Origin of the sequence: Pantoea sp. M_10 (assembly GCF_008631515.1) — a bacterium.
Classification (GTDB): domain Bacteria; phylum Pseudomonadota; class Gammaproteobacteria; order Enterobacterales; family Enterobacteriaceae; genus Pantoea; species Pantoea anthophila.
The window spans coordinates 92,862-108,582 of sequence record NZ_VWUL01000004.1; the positions used below are offsets into that span (position 1 = coordinate 92,862).

Consider the following 15,721-nt stretch of genomic DNA (forward strand, 5'->3'; position numbering starts at 1 on the left):
AGCTCCTCAGCCCGGAAGTCAGAGCTGGCCTGCCGCGGCCATCTTCAGATAGCTGTCGTCAAAGCGCAGTCTGATGTTGGCTTTGTCGCCGAGGGTCTGGTTGCCGGGAAAGGCCATACCGATGAAGTCAGCGCTTTGCGCACCCTCGCCGAGCAGCCCCTTATCAAAAGAGAACGCGGCCACGCGCTGCATGGTTTTTGCCAGGTCGGGCGAAGCGACAAAGGCTTCTGTATCGGCAGGGGTCCAGAAGAGATGGGTGGTTTTGAGCTGTGCCTGATAACCGGCGAGGTCAGTGCCGGAATCCGCGGCCATCGCACTCAGCGCCTGGGTATCGCCCGCCTGCATTTTTGCCATCATCTCAAACCACGCACCGGTCAGCGCTTTGCCCAGTGCGGGGTTATCGTGGAGGGTTTCTGTGTTCACGACCATCATATCGATCAGCTCGCCCGGCACGGCGGAGGAGCTGAACACTTCTGTGGTCTGCGGACTCTTTTTGATGACGGAAAGCTGCGGGTTCCAGGCCACTGCGGCTTTGACACCGCTGGTGCCAAAGGCGGAGACGATATCGGCATCGGAGGTGTTCACGACCTTAACATCCTTCTCCTGCAGTCCGGCCTTTTCCAGACCGCGCACCAGCAGATAGTGCGATACGGACAGCGCGGGCAGATAAACCGACATGCCTTTCAGGTCGCTGAGTTCTTTATTCACGCCTTTCAGAACGATGCCGTCGTTACCCTCGGAGTAGCTGCCGGTGATCAGCGCCGTGGAATCGACGCCGCCCGCGGCGGGAATGGTCAGGGCATCCATATTTGTCATGGTGCAGCCGTCGAACTGCCCTGCGGTGTACTGGTTGATCGATTCGATATAGTCATTCAGCTGGACGATATTGATTTTAATGCCATATTTGCTGGCCCATTTATCGATGATTTTTTCATTAGCGATCGTGCCCCAGGGCATCCAGCCCGCATAGATGGTCCAGCAGACGTTGAACTCTTTTTTAACTGCGGCGAAAGAGGGCACACTGGCCAGCAGTGCCAGGGAGAGAATGAGCGTGCGGAGAAGGGAAAATGTCTTCATGGTTGACCTCTGGTTGGCACAAAAAAACGGGAGCAGCGCAAGACACCAGATGGTGCCGCTGTCTCCCGGGCTTTTGTCCCGCCGTGTAACCTCGCAGAGGTCGCCAGCTCTCGGACCAGACATTCACCTGCGTGAACCGGAACCCTAGCCAGCTATTCAGTATCAGTTGTGTAGTGCGCTGCTTACTGAACGGGTTATTGCAATTGGCGTACCAGAATTTAAATTCTTTTTAATCATTCACTTATAAAGTTTATAAAACGACAGGCCCCGTGATGGTGAGTCAGCAGCGTGCGTTGCACATAATCAGTGCCGGGATTCACTCCTCTTCAGGATGCCATTTCTGAGCGCAGGTGAACTCAGCTGTGACGCGCCTCGCCTGTCGCTAAAACAGCGGTTTCAGGATATGGATATGCAGGCTCTGGCGAATCGCTTATCAGGGAAGTGAATAGCGTCGGCGCTGCGGGCGGGATGAATAACGGCAGCGCGCTGCACTGCCGTTTTTGCAAGGGTGTCAGAACTCTTCGGGTTCTCCCGGCAGTGGCTCGGTCAGCGCCTGTCCTTTGACCCCGGCATAGGTAATCACCAGTTCGGCGGGCTCCTCCAGGGTGTAGCCGCGGTGCGCACTGTTGACCGTCTCATTCAGCGCTTCTCCGGCGTGGAAGGTACGCTGCTCCCCGCTCGCTTTGTCTTCCACAATCAGGGTGCCTGAAAGGATAAACGCCGCATTCGGCATCGGATGCGTGTGCCACGGCAATGACGTATGGGCAGGCAGTGACAGGCGCATTACGGTCAGTTCCGGCTCGCCGTGCGGATAGGATTCAATGACCTCTCCGTTCCAGGCCTCCCCGCTGCGCATGACTTCAACCGCTTCGATCCCGTTCTTTTCATCTTTTGACATCAGTATTCCCTGTTAACAATCAATGCAATGCTGCGAACCGCAGGCTTTAAGCGTAGAAGAGAATGCGCGGACTGACTGAGGGGATGTTGACCGGATGAGTGCCCCAGAGGAATAAAACCGCCCGGACAGCCGTGAATGGCATCGGTTAATTCACGGGCATAAGCCGCCGGCCTGATGAATTAATGAACAATATCCAGTATGTGGTTATAAGATATATCCCTCCGTCAGTTCGCAACCTGACATTTCTGTATTATCTTTGAAGCCATCAATTCTCTGAGGGATTTCTGATAATGAAAGGTTTGTTTGCCGCATTACTGGCCAGTTCTGTTTTATTATTATCCGCCTGCTCTAAAGATGACGATAACAAAGTCAAAGTGGCGATTAATACCGGGCCGGACGAAGCGATCTGGCAGGTGGTGAAACAGGTTGCAAAAGATAAATATCAGCTCGATGTCGAAGTGCTGAACTTCAATGACTATGTACTGCCGAACGAAGCGCTGAATAACAAGGAAGTTGACGCCAACGCTTTCCAGAGCCTGCCTTATCTGGAAGATCAGTCTAAAGAGCGCGGCTATAAATTTGCGGTAGTTGGCAAGACGTTCGTCTTCCCGATTGCTGCCTATTCGCACAAAATCAAGAACATCAGTGAGCTGCAGAATGGTGCGACAGTGACCATCTCTAACGAAGCTACCACCCTGGGACGCAGCCTGCTGCTGCTGCAGGCGCAGGGCCTGATTAAGCTGAAAGAGGGTGTGGGTTATTTACCCACCTCACTGGATATCATCGAAAATCCAAAAAACCTGAAACTGGTTGAAGTGGATACGCCGCAGCTGACCCGCACGCTGGATGATCCGAACGTGGCGTTCTCGATCATTAATACGAACTTCTCGGCTCAGGCGGGATTATCCGCTCACCGCGATGGTTTATTTATGGAAAGCGCCTCTTCGCCTTACGTCAATGCGCTGGTTTCACGCGAAGACAATAAAGACAGCGATAAAATTCAGAAGCTGAAAGCGGCGCTGCAGTCGCCTGAAGTCGCGGCTAAAGCGGAAGAAGTTTATAAAGGCGATGCAATTAAAGGCTGGTAATCGCCCGCAACGCATCCCTGGGATCAAAAAATCAAAAAAGGCCGCATTCCGATGCGGCCTTTTTTATGTCAGCACAGTATGAGCGGATGCCTGCGCCTTAACCTCTGCCAGTCACGCCGCGCCAGCCCGCCAGGCCAGAGGCGCCGCTACGCAGCGGCCCCTTTTGGCTGAGCGGAAAGATGCGCTGCCCACAGGCTGGCCACCCATTTCACCCCTTTTGCGGTAAAACGCGCCTGTGAGAAGGCGTGCTGGTTTTCGCCGGTGCCGGTGTGCAGCGTAAAGTAGCCGGCCTGCAGATGGTAATGCTGCGGCGTCAGGGTACCTTTGGCGCGGTACATGATATTGCGCTCCAGCAGAAACTGACGAAACTCCGGCTCTTTCGCTTTCAGCATTTTGCAGAGCTGACGAAAGCCCAGCGAGTCATCCACCTGAACGAAGTTATCAAAGAAGGCGGCCTTAGGCGCGGAGAGAGCCAGCTGCTGCTCCGCCGCCTGACGCTGTTCAAACTGTTCAGCCCAGGCACGTGCAGCCTCAGCCGGGTTGGTAAAGTCCGGCAGATGGGTGGTTCTTTCCCGGTCCTGCCAGCGATCCAGCACTTCGGCCGTAAAGCCTGGCGACAGGCGTGCCACGGCCAGCAGGGAGTCACGCTTGCTCAGGCGGTACTCCTGACGCACCTCCCCTTCGCGCTCATAGTCATTCACTTTGAGCGGCTGAGAAAGACGCTGAGCCGTTTCCAGACTTTTGATTAACCGCTTCACTTCTCCATGTGTAATACCGGTCATCTGAGCCAGCTCACGGCTGCTCATTGTGACCGATTGTTCCAGAGATTTGAGGCTTTCAGTCGAAATCATCATGGGTTCACCCCTCGCTAACGCTACCAATACCCGGCGGGCAGTCCATTTATTATACAAAATACTGTTCAGGTATCCAGTATTTTATTTAAGCAGTTTCATAACCGGAAGCTGTTACGCAAACCGGGCGGTGAAAGGGATTCTGCGGGCAGGATCAGGCGTCTGAACGGCTCTGGCGGTTGTCTGACAGGGTTTAATGCCCGCAAAGAGAGGAAAGGTTATTCACACATAATGACAATGGTGGACACAGGCTGTTTACATTACAGTATAGTGATGAGAGTCAGCAGGTTACCGGCCTGTCCGGCTTAACGTTTCATCCGGGGTTCAAGGACGTCATCGCGCTCATTACCACGGGATATTACCTTTTACTGGAGTAAGTCATGCAGCCGTTGAAAGTCGCCTTTATTAAAGCTAACTGGCATAGCGAAATCGTTTCTCAGGTTCTGACCGGATTCGAACAGGAACTGGAGAGCCGGGGAACCTCCTGTGAGATCAAAACCTGGGATGTGCCAGGCGCATTTGAAATGCCGCTGCTGGCACAGCGTCTGGCGCAGACCGGCAACTTTGATGCGATTGTCTGCGCGGCGCTGGTCGTGGATGGCGGCATCTATCGCCATGACTTTGTGGCTCAGGCGGTGGTAAGTGGTCTGATGCAGGCCCAGCTGGCCACCAACGTGCCGGTCTTCTCGGTCTCCCTGACGCCGCATAACTTCCAGCCTTCGGCGGAGTTTATCGACTTTTACACCCAGCACTTCGTGAAAAAAGGTCAGGAAGCGGCTCGTGCCGTCTGCCAGATCCACGCGCTTGAACTTTAATATGGCCGTAACTCAGCCCGGTTAGCGATAACATCCGGGCCTTTGCGCCGTTAAGGAGAAACATTGGAAACTTCACGTCTGCCCTTACCCCCTTTTACCCGGCCTGAAGAGGCGGCAGAGAAAGTGCGTCTGGCTGAGGATGGCTGGAACAGCCGCGATGCCGGGCGGGTAGCCCTGGCCTATTCTGTGGACAGTCAGTGGCGCAACCGCGATACCTTCCTGACCGGCCGCAGTGAGATCATCGCCTTTCTGGAGCAAAAATGGCAGCGGGAGCAGCAGTACCGGCTGATAAAGGAGCTGTGGAGTTTCGATCAAAACCGGATAGCGGTGCGCTTTGCCTATGAATGGCACGATGAGCGGCGGCAGTGGTATCGCTCTTACGGCAATGAGAACTGGGCGTTTGACGAGCAGGGTCTGATGAAGCAGCGCTTTGCCAGCATTAACGATCTGAAAATCAGCGAAGCGCAGCGGCTTTTCCACTGGCCGCAGGGACGACGGCCTGACGATCACCCTTCCCTGAGTGAACTCGGCTTATAACGCGGCGCGTTCAGCGGAGAGCGTTGCTCTCCGCTGTCCTCTGCTCAGCCCTGCTCGTCCTTGTTCTCGACAAAGGTGGCTTTGTTACGGGTGACCGTATAGGCCACTTTCTTGACGTCCTGAGGTGACGTGGTCACTTCCACCGGTGCGATGGTGACACGCCCCATCCCGAACAGCGTCGGCACATAACCGCCAATCTGGTGTTTTCCGGCCGGAACGTGCAGCAGCATGCTTTCGCCATTCGGTAATTTACCGGCATCTTTGCCATCTACCGTCAGGAAGACGCTTGAACCATCATCGGCACGGGTTTTAATGTGTGAGACATCAATCTGCGTCGGACCCGCAGCAAATTCATCTGGCGTATCGCTGGGCGTCTGTTTCGCACAGCCGGTTAATAACGCAGCAACCGTCAACGCGGCGAAGGTAAAACGATAAGGCATTGGGCACTCTTTCTCCTGATCATCAGAGCCCCATATTTTAGTCGTTTGCCTGGCAGATAAAAGAGGAGGAGAGATCGGCATCCTCTTAAAAAAGTTAAAATATCCCTGGTTTGCCCGGTATAGTTGCGTAAAGAATTTTTACTGAATAAATAAACAGTCTTTTTTTTCACGAGCCGCAGATTTTTTAACCTGCTGATCAGCCTCAATTTACCCGGCTGCTCACGATGAATAAACGCAGCGTCACGCCGCGTGGCCGCTGTTTTTCCTCCGGAGCCCCCCTGTTCATTAGCGGTTATCAGGTTCATAGTAGACGTTCATCCCCGGTTAACCCCGGCGGCCATTCCCTCAACAGAGGGCACAATATGCTTTTTCATACAACGGAAACGGTCTGTGCAATAACCGGCACGCATCCTGCGAACCTGAAGCGCTGGGTGAAGCAGGGGTTACTGACGCCCAGACAACACGCTGAACACTGGAGTGACGCACAGCTCAGTGAAATCCGCACGCTGGTTGACTTAACTGCCACGGGCGCGACGCCCGAGGAGATCAGACAGGGTCAGCAGACCGCCACCTCGATCATGACCCACGGCTGGGCGGCGCGTAAAGGTGACATGCTCTGGCAGCTTGAGTTCGGGACACCCCTGTCGCTTTCGCGTCAGATGAACAATATGTCCGGTAACTACAGCGGGGATGACTTCATTATTAATCTGCTGCGCCCTCTGAGTGTCTGGCTTCACGCAGACCGGCGTCAGGGTGCCACACGCCGTCTTGCCCGGTTTGAAAAAACGGTGCAGCAGCAGGCTGACCTGATGATGCGTGATGCGGCGCGAAACCACGCCTCTGTTCCGCTATTTCTGGAAGCCGTGAGCGTCATGGACAAAACCGAAATCTGGCTGGAAGCCATTCGTCTGACCGCGATGGGTTTTAGTGTCGAGGTGGACGCCAGTGCCAGCGGACGACCAGCGTTCAACACCGGACGCCATGCGCATCATGTCATGTGGTGTGGTGCTGGCATCAGTCAGGTGATGCAGGACTATTTCAGAAAGCAGAGTCAGCAGGGGTATCCCGTTATGCTCAGTGGTCCTGATTGCCGCCTTAGCCTTTCCCGGTCAACCGCCTCAAGCGCTGCCTGACAGCAGGCAGCCTTTCCCCCTCTCCGCTTTTTCCGCGCCAGTGAATATTTTTTTCTGTTAAGAACCGCTTAAGGCGGCTTCGTATACTGTTGTCTCCACCTCCTGACTCATAGATGAGACGACAATGAAAAAGACCTTACTGGCCCTCAGCCTTTGCCTGCTGCCCCTGACCTTCACGGCGGCGCATGCCGACTTTGCGTTAACCGGTTGTGCAGCGAAAAAGCAGGAGATTGAGACGCAGCTCTCCTTTGCCCGACAGCACAATAATTCTCACCAGATTGCCGGGCTGGAAAAAGCGCGGCGTGAGGTTGAAGAGCACTGCACCGAAAGCGGCTTGCTGAAGCAGCGACAGGAAAAAGTGGCCGAAAAGCGCAGCAAGGTTCAGGAGCGCGAACAGGAACTGGCTCAGGCGAAAGCTGAAGAACGCAGTGCCAGCAAAATCCGCAAGCGTGAAGAGAAGCTTGCTGAGGCGCGTCAGGATCTGAAGGAAGCGGAACAGGCGCTGACTCACTAATCTGATAAGGCCAGCCAGCAGCGCTGGCCTCTTATTTTTTAACTTTTCCCGGCTGTTTCCTAACCTGCTGAATAATCACCGCTATTCACCTTTTATCCATTACTTAATGTAATCGGTTGATTACTTATTCTCATGCACTTAATTGGTGCAATAAAGTCAATATCGCGTCGATCAATTCTTTAACTTTTTGAACGCCTTCAAAGAATTGAAAGATAGCGAGTTTTCTCACGCTATTCACAAAATACGCACTTCACGCGCATCATTATTCGCCTTGTGCGGGGTGTAATCAGCAAACTATTCACTTTCTCTGCCCCGGAATGGGGCATGACCCGGTCGGGGCCGGGCGCCTGCCACATCTTATTTGTTTCAGGAGTGTTAGATTATGACGGCGCAAAACAGTACGCGCGTCATCCACGGCTCCACACAATAAATAACTTCATTAAGAAAGGTTTTTTATGGATAAGTTATCTTATGCGTCTGAAAGCAGCACATCTGCCTGGTCAACCTACCTGCAGCAAATCGACCGGGTGGCGCCCTATCTGGGCGATCTTTCACGTTGGATAGATACTTTACGTCATCCCAAGCGGGCACTGATTGTCGACATTCCCCTGCAGATGGATGATGGCTCAATTCGCCATTTTGAAGGGTATCGCGTTCAGCACAACCTTTCACGCGGTCCCGGCAAAGGGGGCATTCGCTATCATCCGGATGTCGACCTTAACGAAGTCATGGCGCTTTCCGCCTGGATGACCATCAAGTGTGCCGCCGTTAACCTGCCCTACGGTGGCGCTAAAGGGGGCATCCGCGTCGATCCTTTTAAACTTTCTGAGGGCGAGCTGGAGCGTCTGACACGCCGGTATACCAGTGAGATTGGCATCATCATCGGGCCGCAGAAAGATATCCCGGCTCCGGATGTCGGCACCAACGGTAAAGTGATGGCGTGGATGATGGACACCTACTCCATGAACCTCGGCACCACCGTCACTGGCGTCGTCACCGGTAAACCCATTCATCTGGGCGGCTCGCTGGGCCGTGAGAAAGCCACCGGCCGCGGGGTCTTTATCACCGGACGCGAAGTGGCGCGTCGCGCAGACATTGAAATTGAAGGCGCCCGCGTGGCGGTTCAGGGGTTTGGTAATGTCGGCAGTGAAGCGGCCCGACTGTTTGACGAGGCGGGCGCGCGCGTGGTGGTGATTCAGGATCACACGGCCACCCTGTTCAATGCCGACGGTATCGACATGGCAGCCCTGACGGAATGGCAGATTGCGCACAAGCAGATCGCCGGTTTCCCGGGCGCGCAGAGTATTGAGAAAGAGGCGTTCTGGACGACGGAGATGGACATTCTGATCCCGGCGGCGCTGGAGGGTCAGATTACCCGTGAGCGTGCTGAGGTGCTGAGCTGCAAAATCGTGCTGGAAGGCGCGAACGGCCCCACCTACCCTGACGCCGACGACATGCTCGCTTCGCGCGGCATTATCGTGGTGCCGGATGTGGTCTGCAATGCGGGCGGCGTAACCGTCAGCTACTTCGAATGGGTGCAGGACATGGCCAGCTTCTTCTGGAGTGAAGATGAGATCAATCGTCGCTCAGACAAGATCATGACAGAAGCGATGGTTCACGTCTGGGACAAGTCGAAAGAGAAAGCGTGCTCGCTGCGCACCGCGGCCTACATCGTGGCGTGTGAGCGTATCCTGATGGCGCGTAAAGATCGCGGGATCTATCCGGGCTGATCCCGGTGGCGCTGTTGTCTGCAACAGCGCCATTTCCTCTCTACTTCATCAGCACCTGAAACTGCGGGTTAAACTCATCGAATATGGGCAGCGCGGCGGCACCCAGCGCGGCGGTATCGCTGCCGGTCATGCCGGTCTTCAGTCGCATTGCATTCAGATAGCGTCCGCGCACCGACTGATAGAGCGGCGGTAACTGCGCGACCATCTGCTCCAGCAACGGCGCGGGCATCATCCCGCCGATAATCACCGCTTCTGCATCAAACACCGACTCCAGAATATTGATTGCCTGGCGCAGTGGCGTCTTTATGCTTTCAATCCAGGCACTGAAACGCGCAGGATCAGTCTGTAGCAGGTCGTCAGGCAGCGCCCGCATCGGATCGAGGCCGCAGAACTCGTAGGCAGCCTGTAACGAGACATAACGCTCAAGACAGCCCTGATTGCCGCAGTAGCAGTCGCGCCCGCCCGGCTCGACCACGATGTGGCCGATCTCACCCGCGTTATGGGCATGGCCGGTGTAGATGTGGCCATCGGTAAAGATCCCCGCGCCCAGGCCGGTGCCGATATAGAGATAGATAAAGGAGTTAAGCTGACGGGCGATGCCATGAAACCGTTCACCAATGGCGGCCACGGTGGCGTCATTCTCCAGCGTCACCGGCAGGCCACTGATCGCGCCAAGTTCAGCTTCAATATCGACCTGCTCCCAGCCGTTCAGGGTGGTCGGCCCCACTGATGAGATGCCCTCTACGCCGAACGGTCCCGGCATCACCACGCCTATGCCTAATACCTTCTGCCACTGCGCGCCGAGAAAGGCCCGCATCTCCGTCAGCACGTCAGCAATGCACGCCAGGGTAGCAGCAGGCTGGGGCTTCTGCACCAGCAGGAGGCGGCGGAAGTGGACTTCGCCGCTGAGATCGACCAGAACCAGCAGCAGGGTCTGGTGATCGAGGTGAATTCCGATCGACCAGGCACTGGTCGGATTCAGCGTGACCGGAATGGAGGGCTGACCACGCCCGCTGCGGCGTGGCTGGCGGCTGGTCAGCAGTTCAGCCTGCTCCAGCTCTGCCACGATGTTGGAGACGGTCTGCGGCGTCAGCGCCGTCAGCCGTGCCAGTTCAGCACGGGTCAGCTCACCATGCAGACGAATCGCTTCAATCACCACACGGCGGTTATGCGCCCGCGCATGTTCAAGGTTGGTGCCTGAGGTTCTCATGTTGTTTTCCCTTACAGCGCGACCTCACAGTATTGGTATGCGGAGCAATGGAGGCAAACAATATCTTTGATCGTGTACGCAATTTCCGCGGTTCAGGATAGGCAAGGCGGCGATAAAAGCGCAGGCTGGGCGCCAGCGTTGTTACGACGTTGTTACTGTTACCGCCCTTTACTGGCACGTCCTTTGCTTAATTCCTGACAGGTCAGCCTGCCCGCTGACCATTACGCCCCTGATTAAATCAATCAAATTGATTTAATTAACCAACAGCCTGTTGCTGCATAGTGGAGAAGACCATGTCACAGCGTTACACACCCCGACTCAAAGCCGGCTTTGCCGCCTTACTGATGTTAAGCGCAGGCAGCGCCGCGGCGGCCACGCAGATTAATGCCCTGTTTATGACGCAGGCCGCCTACAGCGAAAATGATATCCGCGCCATGACGCAGAACTTTCAGAAAGCGCATCCGGATGTCAGCGTCAATCTGGAGTTTGTTCCCTATGAAGCACTGCATGACAAGATCGTGGCGGCGCGCGGTGCGGGCGGCAATGGTTATGACGTGGTGCTGTTCGATGCCATCTGGCCGGCAGAATTCAGCCGGTTCGATCTGCTGCAGGATGTCTCATCACGCATTACCCCCGACGAAAAAGAGAAGGTTTTCCCGGGTGCGATGAACACGGTGGTCTACAAAGGCAAAACGCTCGGCATGCCGTGGATCCTCGACACCAAGTACCTCTATTACAACAAAGCGATGCTGGCGAAAGCGGGCATTACGACGCTGCCAGACACCTGGCAGCAGGTGCTGGATGACGCGAAAATCATTAAAGAGAAAAAGATCGTCACCTATCCGCTCGTCTGGAGCTGGTCTCAGGCGGAAGCGCTGGTGTGTGATTACACCACGCTGGTCTCCGGCTTTGGCGGCCAGTTTTATCAGAACGGCAAGCTCAACTTCTCCAGCCCGGCCTCTCTGAAGGCGCTGGCGCTGATGAAAAGCTCACTCGATCAGGGGCTGAGCAATCCGGCGTCGCGTGAATATCTGGAAGAGGATGTGCGTAAATCGTTCTCCAATGGCGATGCGGCGTTCGCGCTGAACTGGACCTACATGTACAACATGGCCAACGATCCAAAGCAGAGCAAAGTGGCGGGTGAGGTGGGTATCATGCCTGCGCCGGGGGATGCACCGGGCAAAGTGGGTGCGGTCAACGGCTCAATGGGGCTGGGCATCACCAAAGGCAGCAGCCATGCGGATGAAGCGTGGCAGTACATCCGCTATATGACCTCTCAGCCGGTGCAGAATCAGTATGCGAAACTCAGCCTGCCGATCTGGAAATCGTCTTATCAGGATGAGGCGGTGAAAAAAGGTCAGGAGAGTCTGATCGCCGCGGCGGATAAATCGCTTAACGTGATGCTGTCACGTCCTGAGACGGCCGACTACTCGCGCCTGTCGAACCAGCTCCAGCAGCAGTTGCAGCAGGTGTTACTGGGCAAAACGTCGGCCCAGGATGCGATGGCGACGGTCGATAAAAGCGCCGCCCGGCTGCGTTAAGGAGTGATGATGCTGAGTCTGCGTCAACGCGAACAGCGTCAGGCATGGATGCTGCTGGCACCCATGCTGCTGGTGATGCTGCTGCTGACCGCCTGGCCCCTGGTGCGCACAATCTGGCTCAGCTTTACCGATGCTGCGCTGATTGGCAGTGGGGAAACGCCAGGCTGGGTCGGGCTGGAAAACTACCTCTATGCGCTGAGCGATCCCGATTTCCGGGCTTCGATCTGGCGTACCCTCTATTTCACCGTGGTTTCTGTGGTCTGTGAAGGGATCATCGGCGTGCTGGTGGCGCTGCTGCTGAATCAGCGATTCCACGGACGCAACGTGCTGCGGGTGCTGGTAATCCTGCCGTGGGCGCTGCCCACGATTGTCAATGCCATGATGTGGCGGCTGAACTTCAACCCCGACTACGGCAGCATCAACGCCCTGCTCACCCAGCTGGGCATTATTGACGGCTATCGCAGCTGGCTGGGGTCGCCGGATGCCGCGCTGAATGCGGTGATGTTTGCAGACATCTGGAAAAACTATCCGCTGGTCACCCTGCTGGTGCTGGCTGCGCTGCAGTCGATCCCCGACGATCTGTTTGAGGCGGCTCGACTGGATGGGGCCTCCGCCTGGCGTCGTTTCCGGGCGATCACCTTCCCGGCGATTGTCGCGCCGCTGGGCGTGGCGCTGGTGTTGCGCACCATCGATGCCTTTAAAATTTTTGACATCATCTATGTGATGACGCGCGGCGGACCGGTGGACAGCACCAAAACTTTGAGCTTCTTCGTCTATCAGGAGTCGTTCAGCTACCTGCGTGCGGGCAGCGGCGCTGCCTACGCGATCCTGATGACCCTGATGTGCGCCCTGCTGATCACGCTCTATCTGCTGATGTTATGGCATCAGCGCCGCCGGAGTTCCGCCTATGAAAACTAAACTGCGCCAGGGGCTGCGTTACGGGGCTGCGCTGCTGGTCGCCTTCAGCATTCTCGCCCCGATGGGCTGGCTGTTTCTGATGAGCGTCAGTTCCGCCAGCGATCTCTCACGTGTGCCGTTAGAATGGCTGCCGCGCCAGTGGGATTTCAGCCGCTATCAGGGGCTGATTTCGCTGGCACCTGGCCAGCCGGGCGCGATCTTCCTGCATGCACTGGGAAACAGCCTGCTGGTCGCGTCGGTCGCCACGGCGATCTCCCTGCTGCTGGCGATCCCGGCGGCGTTCAGTTTCTCGCGCTACAGCGGTCGCGAGGCCTGGCTTTCCAGCGCCCTGGCGATCTATATGGTGCCGCCCGTGGCCTTTGTACTGCCGCTCTACTTCCTGCTGCAACAGCTGGGGCTGCTCAACACCCGTCCCGGTCTGGTGATGGTCTACTGCTCGCTGATCCTGCCGTTTCTGACCTGGATGCTGAAGAATCAGTTCGACGCCCTGCCCCGTGATATCGAACAGGCAGCCCGGCTGGATGGCCTGCGCTTCTGGCAGGTTCTGCTGCGCATCACGCTGCCGCTGGCAAAACCGGTGCTGGGTGCCGCTGCCCTGTTTGGCTGGCTGCTCGCCTGGGATGAATTTTTTTACGCGCTGCTGTTCACCAGCAATCTGTCGGCCCAGACCCTGCCGGTCGCCATTGCCGGTTTTACCGCCGGACGGGCGACGGATGACGGGCTGATCGCCGCCATTGGCATTCTGGCATCGGTACCGCCTCTGTTTATCGCCATCTGGCTGCAGAAAACGCTGGTCAGTGGTCTCACCAGCGGGGGAAGTAAGGGATAACTATGAACCATTCCACTGTCGCCACCCTCTATGTGGTGGGTAATATCAACGTCGATTTAATCATGAGTACGCTCAGTGACTGGCCGCAGCGCGGCACCGAAGTGATGCTGCAGCACAGTGAGCTTCGGCCCGGCGGCTCGGCCGGAAACTGCGCGCTGGCGCTGGAGGCGATGCAGGTGCCGCATCGCGCTATCGCCAACCAGGGTAATGATGGTCTGAGTCACTGGCTGGCCAGCCATTTTCCGCACAGTGCGAAGCAGTGGCCGCGCTACGCCTGCGAGACGTCACTGACGGTAGGCGTCACTCACCCCGATAACGAACGCTCCTTTCTCAGCAACTACGGGCACATTACCCTGCTGACCGTCGACGATGTGCTGGCTCAGCTGCCGCCGCAGGCCGTCCCGGGTGACATCGTGCTGCTGTGCGGCACCTTTCTCTGCCTGGAACTTTATGCACACTATCCCGCGCTGCTGGCTACCTTACAGCAGCGTGGTTTTTGTGTGGCGGTGGACACCGGCTGGCCGCCAGCGGGCTGGAGCGATGCCCTTCGCTTACAGATTGCGTCCTGGTTAGCGGACTGCGACTGGCTGCTGCTGAATGAGGTGGAGGCGCTGGGTCTGGCGGGTGCAGAGCTGCTGGAGCAGAGCGGCAAACAGCTGTCAGCGCGGCTCAGCGGCCGCGGCGGATGTGTGATCAAGTGCGGCGCAGAGGGCGCACGCCTCTGGTCTGCCGCCTCTGTGCAATTTGCCGCCGCACAACCGGTGACGGTGGTCGACACCATCGGTGCGGGGGACAGTTTCAATGCCGGTTTTCTCACGGCCCTGCTCTATCAGCACTCCTCTCACACCGCACTGCGCTGGGGCATTGACGTGGCGTCACAGGCAATCAGTAGCTCACCGCGCCGCTATCCCAGCTGGCAACAACTCCAACTTTCAAATGAGGTGCGCTGACCATGGCCAGTGTTGAACTTGTACGGGTGGCGAAGCGCTACGGTAAACAGAGCGTACTGCAGCCGCTGGATTTAACCATTCCTGACGGCACTTTTACCGTGCTGGTCGGTCCCTCCGGCTGCGGTAAATCCACCCTGCTGCGGCTGCTTGCCGGTCTGGATAGCGTCTCTGACGGCGACATCCTGCTCGACAAAAAGCGCATCAACGATCTCGACCCCGCCGACCGGGATATCGCGATGGTGTTTCAGAGCTACGCGCTCTATCCGCACCTGACCGTCGCTGAGAACCTGGCGTTTCATATGCAGGTGAAAAAGGTGAAGCGCGAGGAGCAGAAGAGCAAAATCGCCCGGATTGCGGGCATTCTCGGCATCGACCAGCTGTTGCAGCGCTATCCCCGGGCTTTATCGGGCGGACAGCGGCAGCGCGTGGCGATGGGCCGGGCGATGGTGCGCAACCCGCAGGTGTTTTTATTTGATGAGCCGCTCTCGAACCTGGATGCGCAGTTGCGGATGGAGCTGCGCGCCGAAATCAAATCGCTTCATCAGCGTTTTAAAACCACCATGGTTTATGTCACCCACGATCAGGTCGAAGCGATGACGCTGGCCGATCAGATCGTGGTGATGAAGGATGGCGTTATCGTGCAGCAGGGTGCGCCGCTGGCGATTTATGATCGCCCGGTTAACACCTTCGTGGCGCGGTTTATCGGCTCACCGCCGATGAATCTGCTGGATGCCCGCTTTGAAGTACGGGACGCCGTGCCAGGCGTCTGCTGTGGTGAGCAGTGGCTGCGGCTCCCTTCCCGCTGGCACCGTGCCGCACAGCAGCAGGCGGGTCAGTCGGTCACGCTGGGCGTGCGCCCTCACGATCTGATCACCGATGTCAGCGGGCAACCGGCGACGGTGAATATCGTTGAGATTACGGGGGAGTCGACGCTGTTACATCTCAAGTGGCAGGGATTTTTGCTGCATATGCAGCTGAGCGGCCGCAGTGATGCCGTGCCGGGTGGCACGCTGCCGGTAACGGTTAATCCGGACAGGATGCACCTGTTTGATGCCGTCAGCGGTGAGCGCCTGACAGAGGCGTAATGAATTTGCATCAGACAGCCCACACAGAGGGCTAACCCGCCAGGGATGGCGGGTGTTGCGACTTTGCGGAAGAGGTCTGCGCCGTCGCCCTGTCCGGCAGCGACG

16 protein-coding genes and 1 riboswitch are annotated in these 15,721 nt (G+C 56.8%); of the genes, 11 read left to right on the top strand and 5 right to left on the bottom strand.

What is annotated here, in order from left to right:
* Positions 1-18: 18 nt before the first annotated feature.
* On the bottom strand, positions 19-1,077 hold the full coding sequence (locus F3I47_RS12820) for a putative urea ABC transporter substrate-binding protein (protein WP_150029058.1): 1,059 nt from the start codon (positions 1,075-1,077) through the stop codon (positions 19-21).
* Positions 1,078-1,137: 60 nt separating this feature from the next.
* A riboswitch (guanidine-I (ykkC/yxkD leader) is annotated at positions 1,138-1,236 on the bottom strand.
* A gap of 352 nt (positions 1,237-1,588) precedes the next feature.
* Positions 1,589-1,975: a cupin domain-containing protein gene (locus F3I47_RS12825; RefSeq protein WP_009092973.1), complete on the bottom strand. Its 387-nt coding sequence runs from the start codon at positions 1,973-1,975 to the stop codon at positions 1,589-1,591.
* Between the two features lie 290 nt (positions 1,976-2,265).
* On the opposite strand from F3I47_RS12825, the gene F3I47_RS12830 reads away from it, so the two are divergent.
* Positions 2,266-3,063 carry a MetQ/NlpA family ABC transporter substrate-binding protein gene (locus F3I47_RS12830; RefSeq protein ID WP_009092972.1) on the top strand — a complete coding sequence of 266 codons (798 nt, stop codon included), beginning with the start codon at positions 2,266-2,268 and terminating at the stop codon, positions 3,061-3,063.
* Between the two features lie 146 nt (positions 3,064-3,209).
* Here F3I47_RS12830 and F3I47_RS12835 read toward each other — a convergent pair whose 3' ends face one another.
* The gene (locus F3I47_RS12835) at positions 3,210-3,917 is read right to left on the bottom strand and encodes a phage antirepressor KilAC domain-containing protein (protein WP_009092970.1); all 708 of its coding nucleotides are present in this window, start codon (positions 3,915-3,917) and stop codon (positions 3,210-3,212) included.
* Between the two features lie 377 nt (positions 3,918-4,294).
* Here F3I47_RS12835 and F3I47_RS12840 point away from each other — a divergent pair, with 377 nt between their 5' ends.
* A complete protein-coding gene (locus tag F3I47_RS12840; RefSeq protein WP_058958077.1) occupies positions 4,295-4,729 on the top strand; it encodes a 6,7-dimethyl-8-ribityllumazine synthase in 435 nt (144 codons plus the stop codon).
* A gap of 63 nt (positions 4,730-4,792) precedes the next feature.
* Positions 4,793-5,266 carry a nuclear transport factor 2 family protein gene (locus F3I47_RS12845; RefSeq protein ID WP_150029059.1) on the top strand — a complete coding sequence of 158 codons (474 nt, stop codon included), beginning with the start codon at positions 4,793-4,795 and terminating at the stop codon, positions 5,264-5,266.
* A 44-nt stretch (positions 5,267-5,310) separates the two neighbouring features.
* Here F3I47_RS12845 and F3I47_RS12850 read toward each other — a convergent pair whose 3' ends face one another.
* Positions 5,311-5,706: a hypothetical protein gene (locus tag F3I47_RS12850; protein WP_046102667.1), complete on the bottom strand. Its 396-nt coding sequence runs from the start codon at positions 5,704-5,706 to the stop codon at positions 5,311-5,313.
* Positions 5,707-6,068: 362 nt separating this feature from the next.
* Between F3I47_RS12850 and F3I47_RS12855 the strand changes: the two genes are divergently transcribed.
* The 3 genes from F3I47_RS12855 (at position 6,069) to F3I47_RS12865 (ending at position 9,083) form a co-directional block, all read left to right on the top strand.
* Complete coding sequence (locus F3I47_RS12855) at positions 6,069-6,839, top strand: MerR family transcriptional regulator (protein ID WP_150029060.1); 771 nt, start codon at positions 6,069-6,071, stop codon at positions 6,837-6,839.
* Positions 6,840-6,963: 124 nt separating this feature from the next.
* Positions 6,964-7,353 (top strand): DUF1090 domain-containing protein, encoded by a 390-nt coding sequence (locus F3I47_RS12860; protein WP_150029061.1) that lies wholly within the window; start codon positions 6,964-6,966, stop codon positions 7,351-7,353.
* 455 nt (positions 7,354-7,808) lie between these two features.
* Positions 7,809-9,083, top strand: a complete 1,275-nt coding sequence (locus tag F3I47_RS12865) for a Glu/Leu/Phe/Val dehydrogenase (protein WP_009092964.1) — start codon at positions 7,809-7,811, stop codon at positions 9,081-9,083.
* A gap of 40 nt (positions 9,084-9,123) precedes the next feature.
* Here F3I47_RS12865 and F3I47_RS12870 read toward each other — a convergent pair whose 3' ends face one another.
* Positions 9,124-10,293, bottom strand: coding sequence for an ROK family transcriptional regulator (locus tag F3I47_RS12870; RefSeq protein ID WP_150029062.1), 1,170 nt, complete (start codon positions 10,291-10,293; stop codon positions 9,124-9,126).
* Positions 10,294-10,586: 293 nt separating this feature from the next.
* Between F3I47_RS12870 and F3I47_RS12875 the strand changes: the two genes are divergently transcribed.
* Genes F3I47_RS12875 through F3I47_RS12895 form a run of 5 tightly spaced genes read left to right on the top strand, consistent with a single transcriptional unit; the run spans position 10,587 to position 15,616 of the window.
* Entirely contained in the window at positions 10,587-11,834 is a 1,248-nt protein-coding gene (locus F3I47_RS12875; RefSeq protein ID WP_150029063.1) for an extracellular solute-binding protein, read from the top strand.
* A gap of 9 nt (positions 11,835-11,843) precedes the next feature.
* Positions 11,844-12,752 (top strand): carbohydrate ABC transporter permease, encoded by a 909-nt coding sequence (locus F3I47_RS12880; protein WP_150029064.1) that lies wholly within the window; start codon positions 11,844-11,846, stop codon positions 12,750-12,752.
* Positions 12,742-13,581: a carbohydrate ABC transporter permease gene (locus F3I47_RS12885; protein ID WP_150029065.1), complete on the top strand. Its 840-nt coding sequence runs from the start codon at positions 12,742-12,744 to the stop codon at positions 13,579-13,581. Before F3I47_RS12880 ends, F3I47_RS12885 begins: the two co-directional genes overlap by 11 nt.
* A 2-nt stretch (positions 13,582-13,583) precedes the next feature.
* Positions 13,584-14,531 (top strand): carbohydrate kinase family protein, encoded by a 948-nt coding sequence (locus tag F3I47_RS12890; RefSeq protein WP_009092959.1) that lies wholly within the window; start codon positions 13,584-13,586, stop codon positions 14,529-14,531.
* A gap of 2 nt (positions 14,532-14,533) precedes the next feature.
* Positions 14,534-15,616 carry an ABC transporter ATP-binding protein gene (locus F3I47_RS12895; protein ID WP_150029066.1) on the top strand — a complete coding sequence of 361 codons (1,083 nt, stop codon included), beginning with the start codon at positions 14,534-14,536 and terminating at the stop codon, positions 15,614-15,616.
* The last annotated feature ends 105 nt before the right edge of the window (positions 15,617-15,721 follow it).